The 18027-nt window shown below is 44.0% G+C and carries 13 protein-coding genes and 1 pseudogene; 6 read left to right on the plus strand and 8 right to left on the minus strand.

Annotated features, from left to right (window positions below; genetic code table 11):
* Positions 1-181: 181 nt before the first annotated feature.
* A complete protein-coding gene (locus D1970_RS02310) occupies positions 182-877 on the minus strand; it encodes a DUF421 domain-containing protein (protein WP_119111264.1) in 696 nt (231 codons plus the stop codon).
* A gap of 316 nt (positions 878-1193) precedes the next feature.
* Here D1970_RS02310 and D1970_RS02315 point away from each other — a divergent pair, with 316 nt between their 5' ends.
* Both D1970_RS02315 and D1970_RS02320 read left to right on the plus strand, forming a co-directional pair.
* Positions 1194-2324 carry a TIGR04053 family radical SAM/SPASM domain-containing protein gene (locus D1970_RS02315; protein ID WP_119111285.1) on the plus strand — a complete coding sequence of 377 codons (1131 nt, stop codon included), beginning with the start codon at positions 1194-1196 and terminating at the stop codon, positions 2322-2324.
* A 60-nt stretch (positions 2325-2384) separates the two neighbouring features.
* A complete protein-coding gene (locus tag D1970_RS02320; RefSeq protein ID WP_119111265.1) occupies positions 2385-2681 on the plus strand; it encodes a HesB/YadR/YfhF family protein in 297 nt (98 codons plus the stop codon).
* Between the two features lie 728 nt (positions 2682-3409).
* Here the strand turns inward: D1970_RS02320 and selB are convergent.
* Positions 3410-5293 carry a selenocysteine-specific translation elongation factor gene (selB, locus tag D1970_RS02325; RefSeq protein ID WP_119111266.1) on the minus strand — a complete coding sequence of 628 codons (1884 nt, stop codon included), beginning with the start codon at positions 5291-5293 and terminating at the stop codon, positions 3410-3412.
* Positions 5294-5634: 341 nt separating this feature from the next.
* Here selB and D1970_RS02330 point away from each other — a divergent pair, with 341 nt between their 5' ends.
* Positions 5635-7062 (plus strand): polysaccharide deacetylase family protein, encoded by a 1428-nt coding sequence (locus tag D1970_RS02330; RefSeq protein WP_119111267.1) that lies wholly within the window; start codon positions 5635-5637, stop codon positions 7060-7062.
* 102 nt (positions 7063-7164) lie between these two features.
* Here the strand turns inward: D1970_RS02330 and D1970_RS02335 are convergent, their stop codons facing one another.
* Genes D1970_RS02335 through D1970_RS02345 form a run of 3 tightly spaced genes read right to left on the minus strand, consistent with a single transcriptional unit; the run spans position 7165 to position 12544 of the window.
* Complete coding sequence (locus tag D1970_RS02335) at positions 7165-8226, minus strand: DUF3900 domain-containing protein (protein ID WP_119111268.1); 1062 nt, start codon at positions 8224-8226, stop codon at positions 7165-7167.
* A gap of 35 nt (positions 8227-8261) precedes the next feature.
* Complete coding sequence (locus tag D1970_RS02340; RefSeq protein ID WP_119111269.1) at positions 8262-11402, minus strand: AAA family ATPase; 3141 nt, start codon at positions 11400-11402, stop codon at positions 8262-8264.
* On the minus strand, positions 11399-12544 hold the full coding sequence (locus D1970_RS02345) for an exonuclease SbcCD subunit D (RefSeq protein ID WP_119111270.1): 1146 nt from the start codon (positions 12542-12544) through the stop codon (positions 11399-11401). Before D1970_RS02345 ends, D1970_RS02340 begins: the two co-directional genes overlap by 4 nt.
* Positions 12545-12917: 373 nt before the next feature.
* Between D1970_RS02345 and D1970_RS02350 the strand changes: the two genes are divergently transcribed.
* On the plus strand, positions 12918-14273 hold the full coding sequence (locus tag D1970_RS02350) for an ArsB/NhaD family transporter (RefSeq protein WP_119111271.1): 1356 nt from the start codon (positions 12918-12920) through the stop codon (positions 14271-14273).
* 291 nt (positions 14274-14564) lie between these two features.
* Here the strand turns inward: D1970_RS02350 and D1970_RS02355 are convergent, their stop codons facing one another.
* From D1970_RS02355 to D1970_RS02365, 3 genes are all read right to left on the minus strand, one after another.
* On the minus strand, positions 14565-15239 hold the full coding sequence (locus D1970_RS02355) for a YwrJ family protein (protein WP_119111272.1): 675 nt from the start codon (positions 15237-15239) through the stop codon (positions 14565-14567).
* Between the two features lie 78 nt (positions 15240-15317).
* Positions 15318-16292 (minus strand): spore coat protein, encoded by a 975-nt coding sequence (locus D1970_RS02360; RefSeq protein WP_119111273.1) that lies wholly within the window; start codon positions 16290-16292, stop codon positions 15318-15320.
* A gap of 124 nt (positions 16293-16416) precedes the next feature.
* The gene (locus D1970_RS02365) at positions 16417-17505 is read right to left on the minus strand and encodes a CotH kinase family protein (RefSeq protein WP_119111274.1); all 1089 of its coding nucleotides are present in this window, start codon (positions 17503-17505) and stop codon (positions 16417-16419) included.
* A gap of 220 nt (positions 17506-17725) precedes the next feature.
* Here D1970_RS02365 and D1970_RS23335 point away from each other — a divergent pair.
* Positions 17726-17776, plus strand: a pseudogene (locus D1970_RS23335) (hypothetical protein); the annotation flags it as partial.
* Between the two features lie 25 nt (positions 17777-17801).
* Positions 17802-17957, plus strand: a complete 156-nt coding sequence (locus tag D1970_RS22170; RefSeq protein ID WP_181213398.1) for a hypothetical protein — start codon at positions 17802-17804, stop codon at positions 17955-17957.
* Positions 17958-18027: the final 70 nt, after the last annotated feature.

Raw genomic sequence — 18027 nt, forward strand, 5'->3', positions numbered from 1 at the left:
AGATGTTTCCACCCATTAACCTGAAATTTTTTTATAAAAAGAGCCAAAAACCCTTGATTTTTCTAGGTTTGCGGCTCTTTTTACATTGGTTCCTAAAAATGTGTAATCTTCCCAAAACATAAACTTAATGACTCTGTAACCTTAATATTTGCAACCTTTTCTTCCATTTTCACGTCTGTTTTTATTTGTCCTTCAATTGGTCGTTATAAAGATCAATATGCAAACAGCCATTGCTATCCACTTGTGCCATAAATACATCTTTTGTGGAAAGTCCCCGCTTGGCCATTTCTTCTTGCAACCATGCCTTGCTTTTTCCCGATTCCAAAAGCGCTTTGTCCAAAATAGATCCATCCATCAAGACGGTAATTGTCTCTTTTTCCGTTGCGGTCTCAAGCCCAATATCCTTTGGGGTTAGTGCCTGCTTCTCCTTTTTCAACAAGACGCTCAGTTCCCCTTTTGGCTCTAGGACCGCAAATTCAACGTCAGTAAAAGTAAAAACATTCTTTTCTCGAAGCAAGGAAGATAACTCATCAATTGAGTATTTCTCCTTTTTCATGTTTTCCTCAAGTACTTTTCCATCCTTAATCAAGACGGTAGCTTTACCATCGATAATGTCCCGGAATGTTTTACTTTTAATGGATAAAACATCAACAAGATAAGTCGTCGTCCCGAAAATAACAATTGCCGTGATTCCATGTAAGATATTATTTTCCAGCCCCATGATCACTTCCCCGGCAATGCTTCCAATTGTAATGCCAGATACATATTCAAAAAAGGATAGTTCAGCAAGCTGTTTTTTCCCGACTAGCTTTGTCATGATGAAGAGCATGAATAAAAAAATAAACGATCTAACGATTAAATCGAGATATTCCGGCAATGAATACACCCCAGACATTCAAGTTTTGATGCATTTCCTTCTATATAATAGTGTGTACAGACCCGGAAAATGTATGCAAATACATTTAGAGTCAAAACCAGCATTGGAGAAAAAGCCCTTTTGTTCCATGCTTACATTTTGTGATTGTAGAATAATTGTAACAATCCCTACATTTTTATACTGATATCGAATTTATAATGAACTTATAAATGCAATGAAGCTTTTACTCATTTGCATGCAATAAAAGTAAAGTATGGTGATGATCATGCATGGACAAAGAACGCCTATTATTGGGAAACACCCACATGGAAAAGGCATGCACCCTGGTGCTGTCGATTTCGATGTAAATCCATATATTATTATCTGGGAAGTTACAAGAGCTTGCCAGCTAAAATGCGTGCACTGCCGCGCAGATGCCCAAACAGAACCCGATCCCCGCGAGCTTTCGCATGAGGAAGGGCTGAACCTGATCGACCAAATCTACGAGATGGACAACCCTATGCTTGTTTTTACAGGCGGAGACTGCATGATGCGGGAAGATCTGTTTGACCTCGCCGACTATGCTGTAAAAAAAGGCATGCGCGTCTCCATGACGCCAAGCGCAACGCCAACGGTGACAAAAGAGAAAATGGCAAGGGCAAAGGAAGTTGGACTGTCGCGCTGGGGATTCAGCATAGATGGCCCAACGCCGGAAATCCATGACCATTTTCGCGGTACTCCTGGGGCTTTCGATTTAACGCTTGAAAAAATCCAGTACTTGAATGAACTTAATATGCCTCTGCAAATCAACACAGTCATATCCAGATACAATTATGACCATCTTGAGGAAATGGTGCAGCTTGTAACAGATATGAAAGCGGTCATGTGGTACATTTTCCTTCTTGTACCGACAGGACGCGGTCAAATCGAAGACTGCCTCACTCCCGCAGAGCATGAAAAAGTATTCAGGTGGCTTTATGATTTGAGCAAAACAGCTCCTTTTGACATTAAGACAACTGCAGCCCAGCATTACCGCCGGGTCGTTTTCCAGCAAAAAGCACGGGAACATCTTGTGGACAAAACGGAGATCAACTATGCTGATACACTTACAAAAGATATGGCCTCTGTTATTGACGGTCTAAAGCGCGCTCCTAAAGGTGTGAATGACGGAAATGGTTTTGCTTTTGTTTCCCATATCGGAGACGTCATGCCAAGCGGGCTCCTCCCTATTGTTGGCGGGAACGTACGGGAAAAACCGCTGGCAGAGATTTATCGTGAAGCAAAAGTGTTCAAGGACCTTCGCCGCCCTGATAACTACAAAGGAAAGTGCGGTGTCTGCGAATTCAGGCATGTATGCGGAGGCTCCCGTTCCAGAACATACGCAATGACCGGTGACTACATGGAAAGCGAACCATTCTGCGTATACATTCCCGAAGCAATGAGAAAAAAAGGAAAAGTTCACGGTTGAACCAGGCTTCAAATGGCAATTGCCTGTTGAACATACTCTTTTAAGGATGGTGCCGTATCCATGATTACAATCGAAAATCATGCATTAAAATGGTTTGAAAGTGAGTTCAGTACACAAAAGCCGTTTTTCATCCGACTATACCCTCAATACGCTGGATTTGGAGAGAAGAACAAAGGTTACAGCCTTGCATTTTCACTCGAGCAGCCGGCAAATGCTGCCGAGCAGCAGGAGATTGATGGCATTACCTTCTACTTCGAATCAAATGACACCTGGTTTTTCCAAGACACAGACGTTGAAATTAAGGTCTGCGACCAAACAAGTGAAATCTGTGCTTCCTATAAAGAAACTCAGCATTAACCTCTAATAAATTCCGGTGCTCTCCCAGCGAGGGCGCCGGTTTTTTTGAAGAGCTAGGCCCGGTGCTGCGTTTTTTCTGGATTCATTCTGAGCTTTCAGTGAAAATTAAGCAAAAATAGAAATGCGAAAAATACTGATACTGAAAAACGAGTCTTCCGCACTACCTTGACCTGCAATTACAATCCCTGTAATTCTCCAATAACCAGAACCCCCGCAAATGCCTCTTCAGCATTCAGCCTCTAGCTTTTAGGCTGCCGAGAAAAATCAATTACGAAGATGCAAATGTAATTCGTATAGATATAGACAGGGTTGAGGATTGAGTCGATTTTTTAACCGGAATACGAACCAATCTGCAGTTAATTGGAAATTCATTGAAGCAATTGCAAATAGATTAGCCATTACCGTAGATAGCATTCTTACCAAAGCAAAATCCTCTCAATACGCCTCTGTGGAGCCGGTTACATATAGTACTCAGGGAGACCACTTGCTAATAAAGGGGGTAAAAGCATATTTCCTCCTCAATATGCCTTGAAAGGCCATCACGTTTCCCCCAAAAAACGAACAGTTTTTTTAAAAAAACCTTAAACAAAAATATATCGTCTTTCTCAGCTAAGCTAGCTAAAGGATGACGATCAACTTTTTTATTCATCTACTTAAAAAGGTCACTATCTCTTCAATTCAAAGAGCCCCTGTGCTGCAGGGGCTCTCTACTTTTTCTATTTATATTTTCAGCTTCGCCAAACCCGTTTGTTTTCAACTCTTCTTGTAAGTCCCATGGCATCAAGTCGTTCTAGGAAAGGAATCAGGTATTTACGGGATAGGCCCACTGCTGCTTTGGCGTCCCCTACTTCAAAATCAGTACCGGTTCCCCGTCTCATTGTGTCAACAGCACGTTCAAATAGCTCTGAGTGCCAGTAGTACTGCTGGTCGAGCGGCACAATACTCCGCTCATCTTCAAGGAACTTTTTCAATTCTTCTGCTAGGTTACCCGGTATCCCAGCATCTTGTAAATAGTCCGCAAAATAGCGAACCTGCAATCCATCGCGCTTCAAAGCTTCCAGCATGCCAGCCGTGCGCTTTTCCCAGTTTTTCGGTACATGCGGGATGAATTTCCCGAGCCTTATGAACTGATCCTTTCGAGCAAAGATTCCTCTTTGCAAACCGTTTTCGACCACATAATCCAATAGTGTCTTAGGGAAGGCCTTTTGCATCGTCTGCAGTAGTTCTGCTTTGTTCAGGCCCTGTCTCATTGGGGTTTCTCGATGGAAATCCTCAAGACGATCCGTGATATCATCCTCTATTGCATCTGCCAGCCCACGTACAGTGAATTCTTTTCCATTGATTGGAACAAACTCTTCCCTCATCAAATGCTGCCGAAGCGTTTCTTCAGGAAGTGCCGTTCTCTTGATCAGTTCTTCAGTCGAAAGACTTTTTGCTTCATATAGGGCAGCTGTAATCCTTTCAACAGGTGTTCCAGCCTTTTTCTTTTCCAATTCTTGTATCGTCTGCTCGCCAAATCGGTATTTGTTTCCCCTGGGATCAATAACCCAGCCCCCGCCAATTGTTTCCTGCGGACTTGGCCTGCGGATAATGAAGCGGTCCCCGCGCTTTGTGACAGCCTCTTCTTCCAGCCTTAGCTGGCAGAGAATTTCATCGGATTCTTCCTTGAGCTCATTCCGGTCAAAAAAGACAATTCTCCCCATCACCTCAGCCGTACCAATATGGCATTTAACAGGTGTACGCTGCTTGACGAGATGCTCAAGATCTTCAACGACCCGGATGGCTACATCGATTGTCCTCGTTACAATAAACTGCTCCGATGAGACAAGCACATCGCCGCGTTCAAGGTCTTCTCTCGAAATTCCCGAAAGGTTGATGGCCGCCCGCTGTCCGGCAAAAGCAGTTTTTGCCTGTTTATGGTGAACCTGCAGCTGTCTTGCTTTTACCTCCAGCCCTTTTGGCATGACCATCAGTGACTGTCCTTCTTCAACCGTGCCTTCATAGACTGTGCCCCTAACAACGGTTCCCTGACCTTTGACCGTGAACACCTGGTCGACCGGAAGACGGAATGCCCCCCGGACATCGCGCATTTCCTGGCTTTTCAGCGTATCAATAATGAGCTTCTTCAGCTCTTCCGTTCCCTTTTTTGCGAGTGAATCGACAAGCATAAATGGCGCGTCTGCGAATACGGTTCCTTCCAATTCACCTAGAATATCATCTTTGACCAGATCGATAAACTCGTCTTCTACCCGGTCAATTTTTGTAATTGCCACGATTCCCGATTGGATTCCAAGGAAGCCGAGAATATCAAGATGTTCCCTAGTTTGTGGCATCACACCTTCATCTGCCGCCACAACAAGAACGACAAGGTCAATCCCGCCCACACCGGCAATCATCTGGCGGATAAAACGTTCGTGCCCAGGAACATCAATTACCGAAATTTGGACTTCTTCATCTTCATATAATGGTGCAAAACCCAATTCAATCGAAATCTGGCGTTCTTTCTCTTCTTTCAGCCGGTCTGTGTCCACGTTTGTTAGCGCTTTTGTAAGCGAGGTTTTTCCGTGGTCAATATGGCCGGCCATTCCAATAGTAAAAAATCGTTTTACCATGCTGCCACCTACTTTTATGTATCTTCTCTCCTACTTTATCGTGAAAGCCGCTTGAGTTCAAGAAACCATTATAATGTAAAAAAAAATGCAGGCTTTTTTAGCATATATCTAACAAGGCAGGAAAATGATCCGATAATAATACAGTGCCTTATTTCCATATTCCAAATAATAATTTTTCCCTTAACGAATCATTTCCCTTTTCCAAATATAGATTCATTGTTTGGAATAAATTGATAATACACTAAAACCAATTTAACCCTTGCAGTCTATTTCCCAATCGATTTACAATTGAATTTGTATCCATTCGGACGGATAGAAAAGTATATATTAAGGATGATAGAATGAAACCCACTAAGTTTACCTACCTAGCTTTGACTCTCGTTTTTCTAATTGGAGGATTCTTCTTCCTCTTGAAGTCAAATCAGGCCCAGCAAACGGCGCAAGTTAAGAAAAGCAACAATACTACTATCGAGCATTCAAAATACGAGGGAGTCGATATTAAGTCAGCAATCAGCGATGAAGAAACATTCCACAGCGCAATTCACTATCCAATATTTCAAGAAGAAGCACTGAACAAAAAAATAGAAAAAAGCATCTCCAAAATTCATAATAATTTTCGTGAAGAAGTGAGCATAGAAAGCAAAAAACACCTGAAAGAAAATCCTGCCACGCTGCTTGTCTCGTTCGATATATATGAAGCTGCAGACGATGTCTATTCGATTGTCTTTTCCGAGGAAAGCTATGTTAACGGCGCAAACGGCCGCGCCAAAACAAAAATATTTTTAGTTGATACAAAAGAAGGAAAATTTATTAAACAGCACGAAATTTTTACTGATGATAGAAAGGCTGGTGAAAAACTCTATCTTCTCCTCAATCAGCAATTCAAATCATCTAAAGATTACAGGGATTATTATTTCGAGGACCAGTTAAAAGAGCGAATAAAAGATAATTCCAACCTGGAAAATATGTATTTGACTGATAAATCGATGAACTATAAGTTTGGGAAATACGAAGTTACGGCTGGTGCGGCTGGTATGCCTGAAATTTCGATTCCTTTATCTAAAGTTCAGGATTTGTTAGCTCCCCAATGGAAAAAAAGGCTGAAGCTTCAAGATAATATAAAGGAAGATCAATCTAATCCCGAGGCACAAAACAAGAAGAATGAGAACAATAAGTTAAGTGCCCAGCAAGAGCCCACAGCACCTGCGCCTCAAAGCGGCAAGCAAGTTGCCTTAACGTTTGATGACGGCCCGCATCCTCAAAATACTCCAGCCATTTTGAACCTGCTCAAAAAATATGATGCGAAAGCAACCTTTTTCATGCTGGGAAGCAGGGTCGACTTTTATCCGGACGTCGCCAAACAAGTTGCTGAGCAAGGACATGAGCTTGGAAACCATACATGGGATCACAAGGATTTGACAACACTTCCGGCTTTCGAAGTCCAGGATGAAATCAAAAAAACGGATTATGCAATCAAAAAAGCTACAGGCATTCCTTCTTCGGCCTACCGGCCTCCATACGGAGCTTTCAATGACCAAGTGAAAAACTCTGCAGGTGGGACACCTGTGTTATGGTCAGTCGACACCTTGGATTGGAAATCAAAAAACCCGAATGAAGTTCTCTCCATTGTAAAGTCAAATGTGGGAGATAATTCGATTATATTGATGCATGACATTCATGCGACAACCGTTGAAGCATTAGATAAAGTTTTGCAATACCTTAAATCAGAGGGCTACCACTTTGTAACAGTTTCCGAAATTCAGGCGTAAACAGACAGAAAGGCCGAGACAGGAAAATATCTGTCTCGGCCTTTCTTATTATAATTGGGGGCTAATTTTGTATTGAACAAAGCTATGGAAAATCAGACCAGTTTAGTGCTTTTTCCTGATCTTCTCAATCACGGCTTCCATTTCCTCAGGCCTAACAAACTCAATCGGTGAGAAACCTTTTTCAAACACAACAGAGTCCGCTTCAATCATGAGAACATATTTCCCTCCTACTTTCGCCAGGTGGACAGTCTCCCCAAAATCAGACAGCAGCCCTTTGACAGCGACATGGTCCAGCTTCATCTTCAGCTCAAGTTCCGGTGTATGCTCTACGAGCTGCGCTGCCGCCTCGATTACCTGTTCGGGGGCAAAACGCTCCTGCAATTCCCGCTTTTCGCTCGCAGCCCAAATTTCCATCGAGTTTTCAAGTTCTTCTCGTTCTTCACTCTCAGGCTCATACATATCTTCAATATGCCCGCGCACCATTTCAATTACCTGGGTTTTAACAATTTCGGGCATCGACTGGCCATACTCGACAAATTTCAAAAAATCTTCGAAATAGCGGGCGTGCGAAGCTTGGTTAATCTTCAATTCATTCTCTTCGATCATGCCTTCCTCGGGCATAAATGGGTAGACAATCGACTTCATACCTTTTGTCGTAATGGCCATTTCCACATTCCGGATTAACGTTGCTTCATCTGAAATTGCAGCCACTTTCGGTTCGAAGTCGCATTTTAAGACAAAGATGAAGGAATCGTCAAAGTACTTCCTGAGCTTGGCCCTGGCCACGATAAAAACGCCGCCCCTGACCGCGCTTGCCTCTACATACGCTAGGGCAAACTTCTCGCTTTCTTCCATAAACGCTTCCTTTGTGTCAGCCTGGCGCGCCCGGCTAAACAAATTATAATTGGGGTTTGACGTGAGATCATACCCTTCTTCTACAATGAAATATCCTATCTTTGTCGGTACTTCCTCCGTCTTTGGATGGCGGTCTGCCTTCCGCTTCATAATTTTCGTGAATTCCCCATCAAGAAAATCCTTAAGAGAACTATCTTCGTATTCTTCTTCCGTCAATGTCTGGAAATGACGACAGCGCTTGTCTGCCTGCTCTCCTTTGCCATCGACTGTAACTACATAAAATGATAGAAATTGAACCTGAAAATCCATTCATACTCTCCCTGCAATCTTTAATATACAACTCTCTAACCGTTCATCAAAACAAATTCCGTGCGGCTCCCCGACTGTGTGGACATGACTTCTAGCCTCGCGTCAATTCTCTCTTTCAGTTCTGGTACATGCGATATGATACCGACAAGGCGACCGCTGCTTTGAATATCGATCAAAGCCTCGATAGCCTGGTCCAGCGATTCCGGATCAAGCGTCCCAAAGCCTTCATCAATAAACATTGTTTCAAGCGATACACCACCCGCATAGTTTTGAACTACGTCTGCAAGACCAAGTGCAAGCGACAGGGCAGCTTTAAAGCTCTCTCCTCCCGAGAGTGTCTTCACATGACGTTCCTGCCCGGTATACTGGTCAAACACAAGGAGCTCCAGCCCGCTTTGCACATTCCCTTTGGAACGGTCTGTTTTCCGGAGGAGCCGGTAGCGTCCGCCGGTCATTTTACCAAGCCTGATATTTGCTTCAGCAAGTATATCATCGAGAAAGGACGCAAGAACATATCGTTCAAACGTAATTCTGTAAGTGTTCTGTCCTCTTGAAATATCTGAAAGATGCCCAACCAGTTTATATCGTTCTTCCAGGAACCTGATTTGCTCGTTGATTCTATCAACGGCTGCAATCAACTGGTCATTTTCCCGTTTACAGTACAACAGAGCTTGATACGTTTCTTCGGATATTTTCATCTCTTGATCTATTTCTTCCAGTTTACTCTTCAGCAAATTCAGATCGGGTTTCGAGACATCCTTTAAAATCTCTGACAAATTATCATACTGGTCGGATACAGACCGCCAGTCTTCCCGGTACTGGCGGACAGCCGACTCCAGACGTTGCACTTCACTTTGCTCCCGTTTCGAAATATTGTATTCTTGGTAATTTTCGAATCCCTGGCTGACCATGTTCGACCGGAAGTGCTCACGTTCTTTTCCTAGCTTTTCAGTGGATTCTTTGAGAAGCTTGTCCAATTCATCAGCCCTTGCATTTTCAACACTGAGTTTTTCCTTTGCTTCCTGAAACTTCCGCTGGGCCATCTCCAGCTGGCTGATCATACTTTTATGTGTGTCAACAGCCTGCTGATATTGAACGTTAAAAGCGGACAGTGAACGAAGATTCTCAGGTACCGATACCATCATACGTTCAAGTGTGGTCTTTCTCCCTGTATATTCAACCAACAGCCTTCCGATTTCTTCATCGATTTCTCTCAAGCTCTTTTCCTTCAAGTCACGCTGTTCTTCAGCCTTATGTTCTTTCTCTTTTAACTGTGGAATTTTCCTGGCAGCATGTAAAAGCAATTCATGCTGATTTTCCGAGTCTGCTTTTTTTGCCTCAAGCTGATCCGTTTCTTCTCGGAGGCAATCTTTATCAAAACCCGGAGCATCAGCCAAAATTTCCTTGAGCATTTCACTGCCAGTTTCCCTGAGGCTATTCAATGCGGATTCTGCTTCTATAAAATTCTTTTCTTCCTTTGACTTAAGCTGTTCTAGCATGCCAGCCTGTTCACGTGCGGATTTTAGATCGTCCTGTGACGGAATAAAGCCATGCGGAGCAGCAGCTGGGGTTGGATGGCTTTCCGAGCCGCAAACCGGACAAGCACATCCAGTCTTTAAGGAGGAAGCAAGAGCTGCTGCCTGAGTATCAAGCCATTGCTGCTCCAGTTTCCCCACCGTCGCCTTCCCATCCGAAAGTCGGCGGCAGGCATGTTCATAAGCCGCTTGTTTCCCACCAAAATCAGCAACAGCTTTTAGCTCGCGTTTCAAGTGGGACTCCAGCTTCCTATGCTTTAAAAGTTGCGAGTCCAGCTTGTCCAGGTTCCGTTGATTTTCGACCGCGTCCATTTGAGCCTTCTCAGCAGCTTCCCGCTCTTTTTTCAATGATTTCAGCCGAGAGGACAATTCAAGAGTCTCTCCCTCAAGTACTTGCTTCTTGTTTTTCGAAAGTGTCAGTGATTGTTTCAGGTTCCCGGTTAGTTTCATTGTTGCGTCAAACGCCTTGACATCTTCCCGGATATGGTCGAGCCTGCTGATCCTGTCGGCCGCTGCCTTTCTTTCATGTTCAAGCGCCTCAAGCTTCTCGAATTCCTGTTGATGGCTCTGTACAGTCTCTTCACTGTAGCGGATGGCCGCTGCCATTCTTTCAAGCTCTCCCCCGAGCGCATCGCAGTCTTTTTTCAGCCTATGGCATAGTTCCTCTTGGCTTGCCAGCAATTCCGCTTTTTTCGCAAGCTCCGCTTCTTTTTCCACGGATTCGAATTCTGCTTTTCTGCTCTGCAGTTCTTCCATTTTTCCTCTCAATTCTTCCAGTGTAACCAGCTGCTTTAAGATGGACTCTGCCTCAAACAGCTTTTGCTGCAGGCGGTTACGCTCCTCCTGCTTTTCAACCCGCTCCAATGCTAGTCTTTCAAGCTCTTCCCCCATAAGGATTAGCTCATCTTTCAGAAGAGGAATGAGCAGGCTTTCATTCGTGCTGCCTGCATCAAGATAAGCTCTCAGCTCTTCGCTTTTAAACGGGTGGGCTTTTAACAGAGCGGCATTTCGTTCTTCCGCCTGCTTCTCCACATGCTGCTTCAGTTCTGCAGCCTCCGCTTTCAGCTTTTCCTCGATTTTTTTATACAGGCCTGTATGGAACAGCCGCTGCAGGATGACTTCCTTGTCTTTGCTGTCGGATGTCAGGAGTTTGCGGAACTCTCCCTGCGGAATCATGAGGATTTGCCTGAACTGGCTGCTGTCGATAATCATAATTTCCCGGACCTTTTCATCCACATCACGCACATTAGCGGCAAGCAGGCGGGCTTTCCCGTCATCATCGATCATGTAAAGCTCCGCCTTAGCACCGACGGTTGTAAAGCCGTCACCCCGCTCTTTTCTTTTTTCCTGCTGGGGCGAGCGTGAAATCCGGTAAGTTTTCTGCCGAAGCAAAAACTCAAGGGTAATTTCGGTAGGCAGATGATCCCTTGCAAACTGGCTTCGGAGGTCTGTACCGTTCCGATCCTCGCCGCTGGCTTTCCCATAAATTGCATAGCTGATTCCATCGAAAATCGTTGTCTTCCCTGAACCAGTCTTTCCCGAAATGACGAACATCGTCCTATTCCCAAGCACTGTGAAATCAATTGTTTCCGTTCCGGCATAAGGGCCGAAAGCCTGAATGGTGAGTTTCAGCGGCTTCATTTCCCACCCTCCTCCTTCAAGACATCGTCGATGACACTGGCAATGGCCTCTCGCTTTTCCCTGGTGAATTCAGCTGTCGTCATCTCCTGGTAAAATTGTTCAAAGAGCTCAAGCTCAGATTTCTTTTCTTCCCGGGCAAAAATCATGTTATGCTTTTCTTTTTTATCGGCTGCCTCAATCTTCCTTTCTAGATGCAAAACGTTCGGATACACCTGGCGAAGCTTTCCTATCGGGTCAATCAGTGCACCATCGTCCAATAGCGTGATTTTAAGATAGTCATCCGTTTTTTCTTTTTCATAGAAAGAAGGATCAAGCAGTTCTTCGAGATGGCCCGCAATCTCTCTCATATCCTGCCTTGGATCAAGCGTATGGCTTCGCGCCTTGAAAGTGCCGTTATCGGACATCTCAATGATCGATACCGCTTTTCGCTGCTTTGCCTCGGAAAAAGAATACTTCATGAGTGAGCCGGAATATTTTACTTTTTCATGCCGAATGGCATCTGGACTATGCAAATGGCCAAGTGCCGTATAAGAAAATGCATCAAATAGATCTGCCGAGACACTTCCGGATCCTCCAACGGAGAGCAGCCGCTCTGAATCACATGTCTCCCCGCCCTGTACGAACGCATGCCCGACCAGAACATTGGGTTCATTTGGGTTCAAACTCTCCTCAATTTTCCCGATGACTCTTTTCATCGCATCCTGGTGAGTATGGACGGAAGCATCATCATACAAGTAACGGACGGTTCCCGGCTCAGCGTAAGGTACAAGGTGGAAATTGACACCATTAATATGTATCGGCTGAGGGCGGTCTGTCAGCTTCCCTGTCAGGTAAAAATGGTTATGGCGGTACCACGAGCTTCCAAACGAAAGCCTTTCGGCGCTGTCGTGGTTCCCGGCAATGGCCACGATCGGCGTATTAAGTTCCACATTGATCCTGAACAGGATTTCATCAAGCAGTTCCACTGCTTCAACAGGCGGGACGGAACGATCATACAAATCACCTGCGATAACGACGGCGTCAGGTTGTTCCTCTGCGACAAGGCCGATAAATTGATCTAGAATATGCCGCTGGTCCCCAGTCATGTACAAGCCATGTACAAGCTTCCCCAGGTGCCAGTCACCCGTATGGATAAATTTCATGTATTTCACCCCTGCTGAAATGTTCTGCCGGCAATCTCTTCCGGCGGATAACGATTCAGTGATTTTAATTAATGCTACTATTATACCAAACTGGCGCTCTGCAAAAATCTTACAAATGAAGGAAAAAGCCAGAACCTTTGTTCTTATCTTATCAAAGGACTGGCAGGTTTTCTAGTTGCTTTTATCTTAGCTTGCGATTCATAGGTAAATATCAAGGGAAGACAGCCGCGTATTTTTTCAGATTTGGTTTAAACGTTTAGTACAGACTCCCCTATGGTCGCGTATAGATACAGTACATCTATACTCTCATGATGTAAAAAGGAGTGAGTTATATTACTATTTCCCTCTACCACCGGAAGGGAGGTGCTGAAAAATGACACAATTGACCATCTTCTTGACACTGTTCGCCTTTATTTTCACCATGGTCTTGATCTTTTGGAGGCCAATGGGCATTAATGAGGCCATCCCTGCCACGATTGGGGCCGTCATCGTATTGATCGCCGGCAGTGTGACGCTTGGAGACATAGGAGAAATCAGTTCGAAGGTGACGGGTGCAACCATTACCATTGTTGCCACGATGGTAATGGCCATCACACTTGAAAGCATCGGCTTTTTTCATTGGGTGTCCCAAACAATGCTGAAAGCTTCAAATGGTTCCGGTATTAGACTTTACTGGCTGACGAACCTGCTCTGCTTCCTGATGACACTTTTCCTCAACAATGATGGCAGCATCCTAATTACAACCCCGATCCTGCTGCTACTTCTCAAATACCTGGATTTGAAAAATCATCAGATGCTCCCTTATTTAATAAGCGGTGCCATTATAGCAACCGCTTCAAGTGCTCCCATTGGCGTCAGCAATATTGTCAATCTAATATCACTACAAATGATTGACATGGACCTGTACTTACACACTATGATGATGTTTGTACCTGCAACGATTGGGCTCCTATTTTTGTCCAGTATCCTGTTTGCCCTTTTTTACAAACAAATCCCAGTAAAGCTTCCTTCGTATTGGAAAAATGCTCAAATGCATGTCATCTATAGGCTACACCCGCTTCAATCACCTGCTGACCCGCCTGATTCTAAAAAGAGGTCAAAAGTCATGAAGTATGTACTTCTGTATGTATTCCTTGTCCGCGTCTCCTTGTTTGCTGCATCATATGTAGGCGTATCCGTTTCAGCGGTTGCCATTTTTGGCTCCATCGCCTTGTTACTATGGAGATGGCATTATCTCAAAATCCCCCCAAGTGATATGGTGAAAAAAACGCCTTGGCAGATTTTCCTTTTTGCATTTAGTATGTATGTCATTATTTATGGACTGCATAATATCGGTCTTACCAGCCTGCTAATTGAATACCTTGAACCGATAGTATCAGAAAATCTTTTCCATGCCACACTGATCATGGGAACACTCCTATCCTTGCTGTCCAATTTGTTCAACAATCATCCTGCCCTGATGGTCGGTACACTTACCATTGCTGAAATGGGCCTCGACCCGCTTACCTTAAAGACCATTTACCTGGCAAATATTATCGGCAGTGATATTGGATCGCTTTTGCTGCCGACCGGTACACTCGCCACACTAATCTGGATGAATATCCTTCGAAAGCACAAGGTAAAAGTTTCTTGGAGTGATTATGTAAAGGTTACCATCATTGCCATTCCCATTTCCGTCCTCTTCACCCTGAGTGTTCTATATGCATGGATTCGCTTCATTTATCTATAAAATTCGCAGCAGGCTTTTATAAGGGAACAGCCAGAAACTTAGAATTCACAGTGCATCAAAGACACGTATTCTAGGCAGACATTTCTCAACCCATTCGCCGTTTGAATTGAGGGGAGGAATAAAAAGTTCACAAAAAAATGGTCCCCTTTTCTTTCATTAATGGGGGCCATTGTTATGTAAATGAACAGGAGACCATTTCTTGTAGAAGGGCTCACGAAAAAGCCTGAAGAACAGCATTTGTATTAGAATGCCGACTCCAGGCACTAAACCAGCTATTTTTCTTTTCTTCATCTATGGAATATGGACCGTTTTTAAATGATGCATTTTCCAAAAAATATTCCGGCCTTCTGCATTGATCAATTCTACAATATTATGGTTAATTCCTTTTACAAGTCCTGCTTTATCTGGATGGTCGCCAAGGTCAAAAACAAGAAGCTTGCCTTCATATTTTTTCAGTTGCTCCTCAAACGACCTTGCCAATGCAAGAGAAGCGGGTACGATTGGAAGTTCGCTGCTGCTCAGTTTGTAGGGAGCCAGGCTGCTCATATATGGTGTTAGCCATTTCAGATGCTGCATCGAAATGAACAGTGTTTTAAATACCGGCGAGTAAAAAACGATATAATCATTCAGTACACTTGTAATATAGCCGTGGATGGACCTATTTCCCGTCACGAAAACTTCCAGGAATTGTCCTTTGGCATTTGTGAGGATTTTTCGATAGGAAATATTCTCTGCCTCGCTCTTTAATGGCATCGGGACTTTAGGCTGCTCGGTTTTTTCCTCGAAACCAGCCAATTCCCTTTCCTTGATATTGTGAAGGTGAATCATCGGAATATACAAATATTTTTTGCCGTTGAAAAGTACAAGTATATCAAGACCCACATCAATGAGGATCCCGCTGACCACGGTACTCCCTGAAATTTCAACTTTCACGTCCAGTCCTAGCAGACTTTTAATGCTAGTCACCGTGTTCCCTCCCTTCCGCTCTGTTTAGAAAAAAGGTGCATCAGTCCTATTCACTAATGCACCATTTATTTTTCAAAATCATCTAGAGCATTTCCAAACATAATCAATTGTCTTGGTAACCTTCTCACGGGTATAACTGCAATGGCTTCGTCTTTCATCAGGAAACTCTCTGTAGCGTGAAGAGTGATAATCGTGAGATGAGGATTCACAAGAGGACGATTCCTCTTCATAATGACTAGAATTGTACTGATCAGAACTTTCGGATTCATCGCCATTGCTCTGCCCTTGTCCTGCATTCATTTCATTTTCATTCTCGTTCTGCTTCTTTAGACTACCCTTCGGCCCGCAGCTGATGCTCTTGATATGGAATGGATGCACACGCAAGACTTCCTGATTGCATACCAGAGTATAATTACCACTTGTGTTTTCAACCAGTACACCTTCCATTGCCTCAGGTCCACCTCGGTTAATCGATACCCAGTTATGTTCCAAATATTTGAAAACATCATGGAAGTCCATCGCGTTGATCATGGCAGGATACTGGACGTTTTCCTGCCCGCTGCCCTCCTCCTCGTCTTCCTGCTCATCGCTGTTGAGTGAAATACTCTTTACATGGTGCAGGTTAAAATAAACAGTGCCGTCATCCTCCGTAAATAGGGCTAGAAAATCTTTGTTTGCGCCAAGCAAAGTGCCAGCTTTCGACTCAGGTCCTCCTTGGTTGATTTTAATGGAATTTTGAATGAGCTGATTGATAAGTGAGGCGAAACAGTCTGCCTCGTAATAATCTACTTCTTCCTCCGTACCCTGGACAAGCTGAATGGAATTATTTTTCGAATCCTCACTAATGCTCTTTACATGTGAAGCCTGATAATAAATGACATCGCTGCTGTCCTGGACGGACAGCGTTACATAATCGGAACCCACCTCCAGCAATCTCCCTGTTTTAGATTCGGGTCCACCTCGATAGACTGTTACGGTCTTGCCTCTCAGAGACCCAGGAAAAGAATGGTTAGACGCTGTAGGTTTATGACTGCCAATATTCTTGTTTCTCATTGATATCCTCCTTGTTATATGTCCATATTGGATGTTTATACCTTATATATACGTGACTCATTTTGTTATGGCATGAGTAACAAACCTAATTACCGCAAAAAATAAACACTGGCATATGAAATTCTTAATCAAGTTGGGACATCTGATCGTGAATGAAGCGGCTCCGTTCCCTGATAAAGCTGTAGATGAATTCCGGTTCACGGTCGAATACTTCGGTGCGCTCTTTTTTGTAAGGATCCTTCAATAGATAAGGCCGTATGGAGGAAACCAGAGTTTCGATTTTCGGTGCAAGGTACTCCACCGTGAATTGTTTCTGCAGGAATTCCTGGAGGAGACCTTTATATCTTTTCCTGAAGGCTGGCACGTCCAGCAGCCTAGCCGTCAGGGAATTAAAACCCTCCACCGGAACGTAATCATGCTCCATCCATCTTCCATGCAAATCTCTCCCCCATGTGGCATCATAATCCCACGGCAAAATTTCAAACAGTTTGGTTTCGCTGTTCCGATAGAGCGCATAATTGTGCACAAACCCGTCATAGTTCTGTGTCAGCACAACACCAGCTAGCCAGATTAAATATTGTTCGACATTAAGCAACTTTCCGATTTCTTTTTCAAATGAGGCTCTCGGAATAGTATTAATACTGATTATTAGCTCCTCAAGGAATAAATCATCAGCTGGTTTCCCAAACTTTCTTTCATATCCGTAATCGAGTGCTGCCTTCACTTTTTGGTCAATGTCGCTCATCAATGAAAAATTGGCATCTCCATTGACCGCGTAATAAATGGGACCTTCGGGCAGGTTTCTATTCTTTAAAAAATGTTCATCAACCGACTCTAATTCCAGATACACCCCCTCATCCTTTCCATTCACGTTAAGGAATACATACCTCGAGCTTGGAGACAGACAGCCAATATCCGAAAAAAAATCTAGCGATAGTTTATTTCGGATTATGGAGGGATCTTTGTATTCTGCGTTGAGGTGAATTTCTTTTGCCTGCCTATAAATCGGAGGATTGTAGAAAGCAATATGGTAGCTTTTCTTCTCAAACTCCCGGATATGCGAGCCGCGAAAAACAAGATCAATGTCCATTTTCTTCTTCCCAACCGTTAGCTTGCCAGTGACAGGGGCATCATTCCAAATGTCTCTTCTAAGTTCGATAATGTCCTTTGGGTGTATATAGAGCCTGTAAACAGGCAAAGTTTGCGTACTCATACTTACCCCCCTTCCTTATTTACTGTATATCTATGAAAAAAGGCGGAAAGCACATAAGGCATTTGTCTATTTTTGCAAAATTACGCACTTGTCTAATACATTTTTCCGTTAAAAACGTATCTTAGAAGTAGGAAAGAGGAAAATGACGGAATTTCTGTTAAGATATGAATTCCAATCACATTTCCCCTTTTCTTTACAAAAACGAATAGGAGGAATAATGATGGGACTTTTTTCAGATAGGGATATTCAGAAGGCTGCAGAATCTGCTAATCATCAAGGATTAGGGGGATACATGTTTGCGGACCCATGCGGCAGAGGCCCTGCTAGACAGAGAAGAAGGCGCAGCTCCTCTAAAAATCAAGACCGTTGCTCAATCGAAAGCTCGCGTAGCAGCCACTCTCGAAAATCAAGCAGAAGGTCGCGCAGGACCTGCTCTCGGAGAGGAAGCATAAGGTCGCGCAGGAGCCGCTCTCGGAGAGGAAGCAGAGGGTCGCGCAGGAGCCGCTCTCGGAGAGGAAGCAG

It is taken from the genome of Mesobacillus zeae, from assembly GCF_003570705.1.
Lineage (GTDB): Bacteria > Bacillota > Bacilli > Bacillales > Cytobacillaceae > Mesobacillus_C > Mesobacillus_C zeae.

What these genes read in the sequence shown, in the direction of transcription:
- D1970_RS02315 (WP_119111285.1), top strand. Translation starts at nt 1,194, where the DNA reads ATGCACCCTGGTGCTGTCGATTTCGATGTAAATCCATATATTATTATC.
- D1970_RS02340 (WP_119111269.1), bottom strand. Translation starts at nt 11,402, where the DNA reads ATGAAGCCGCTGAAACTCACCATTCAGGCTTTCGGCCCTTATGCCGGA.
- D1970_RS02350 (WP_119111271.1), top strand. Translation starts at nt 12,918, where the DNA reads ATGACACAATTGACCATCTTCTTGACACTGTTCGCCTTTATTTTCACC.
- D1970_RS02365 (WP_119111274.1), bottom strand. Translation starts at nt 17,505, where the DNA reads ATGAGTACGCAAACTTTGCCTGTTTACAGGCTCTATATACACCCAAAG.
- D1970_RS02345 (WP_119111270.1), bottom strand. Translation starts at nt 12,544, where the DNA reads ATGAAATTTATCCATACGGGTGACTGGCACCTGGGGAAGCTTGTACAT.
- D1970_RS02335 (WP_119111268.1), bottom strand. Translation starts at nt 8,226, where the DNA reads ATGGATTTTCAGGTTCAATTTCTATCATTTTATGTAGTTACAGTCGAT.
- D1970_RS02360 (WP_119111273.1), bottom strand. Translation starts at nt 16,292, where the DNA reads ATGAGAAACAAGAATATTGGCAGTCATAAACCTACAGCGTCTAACCAT.
- selB (WP_119111266.1), bottom strand. Translation starts at nt 5,293, where the DNA reads ATGGTAAAACGATTTTTTACTATTGGAATGGCCGGCCATATTGACCAC.
- D1970_RS02320 (WP_119111265.1), top strand. Translation starts at nt 2,385, where the DNA reads ATGATTACAATCGAAAATCATGCATTAAAATGGTTTGAAAGTGAGTTC.
- D1970_RS02330 (WP_119111267.1), top strand. Translation starts at nt 5,635, where the DNA reads ATGAAACCCACTAAGTTTACCTACCTAGCTTTGACTCTCGTTTTTCTA.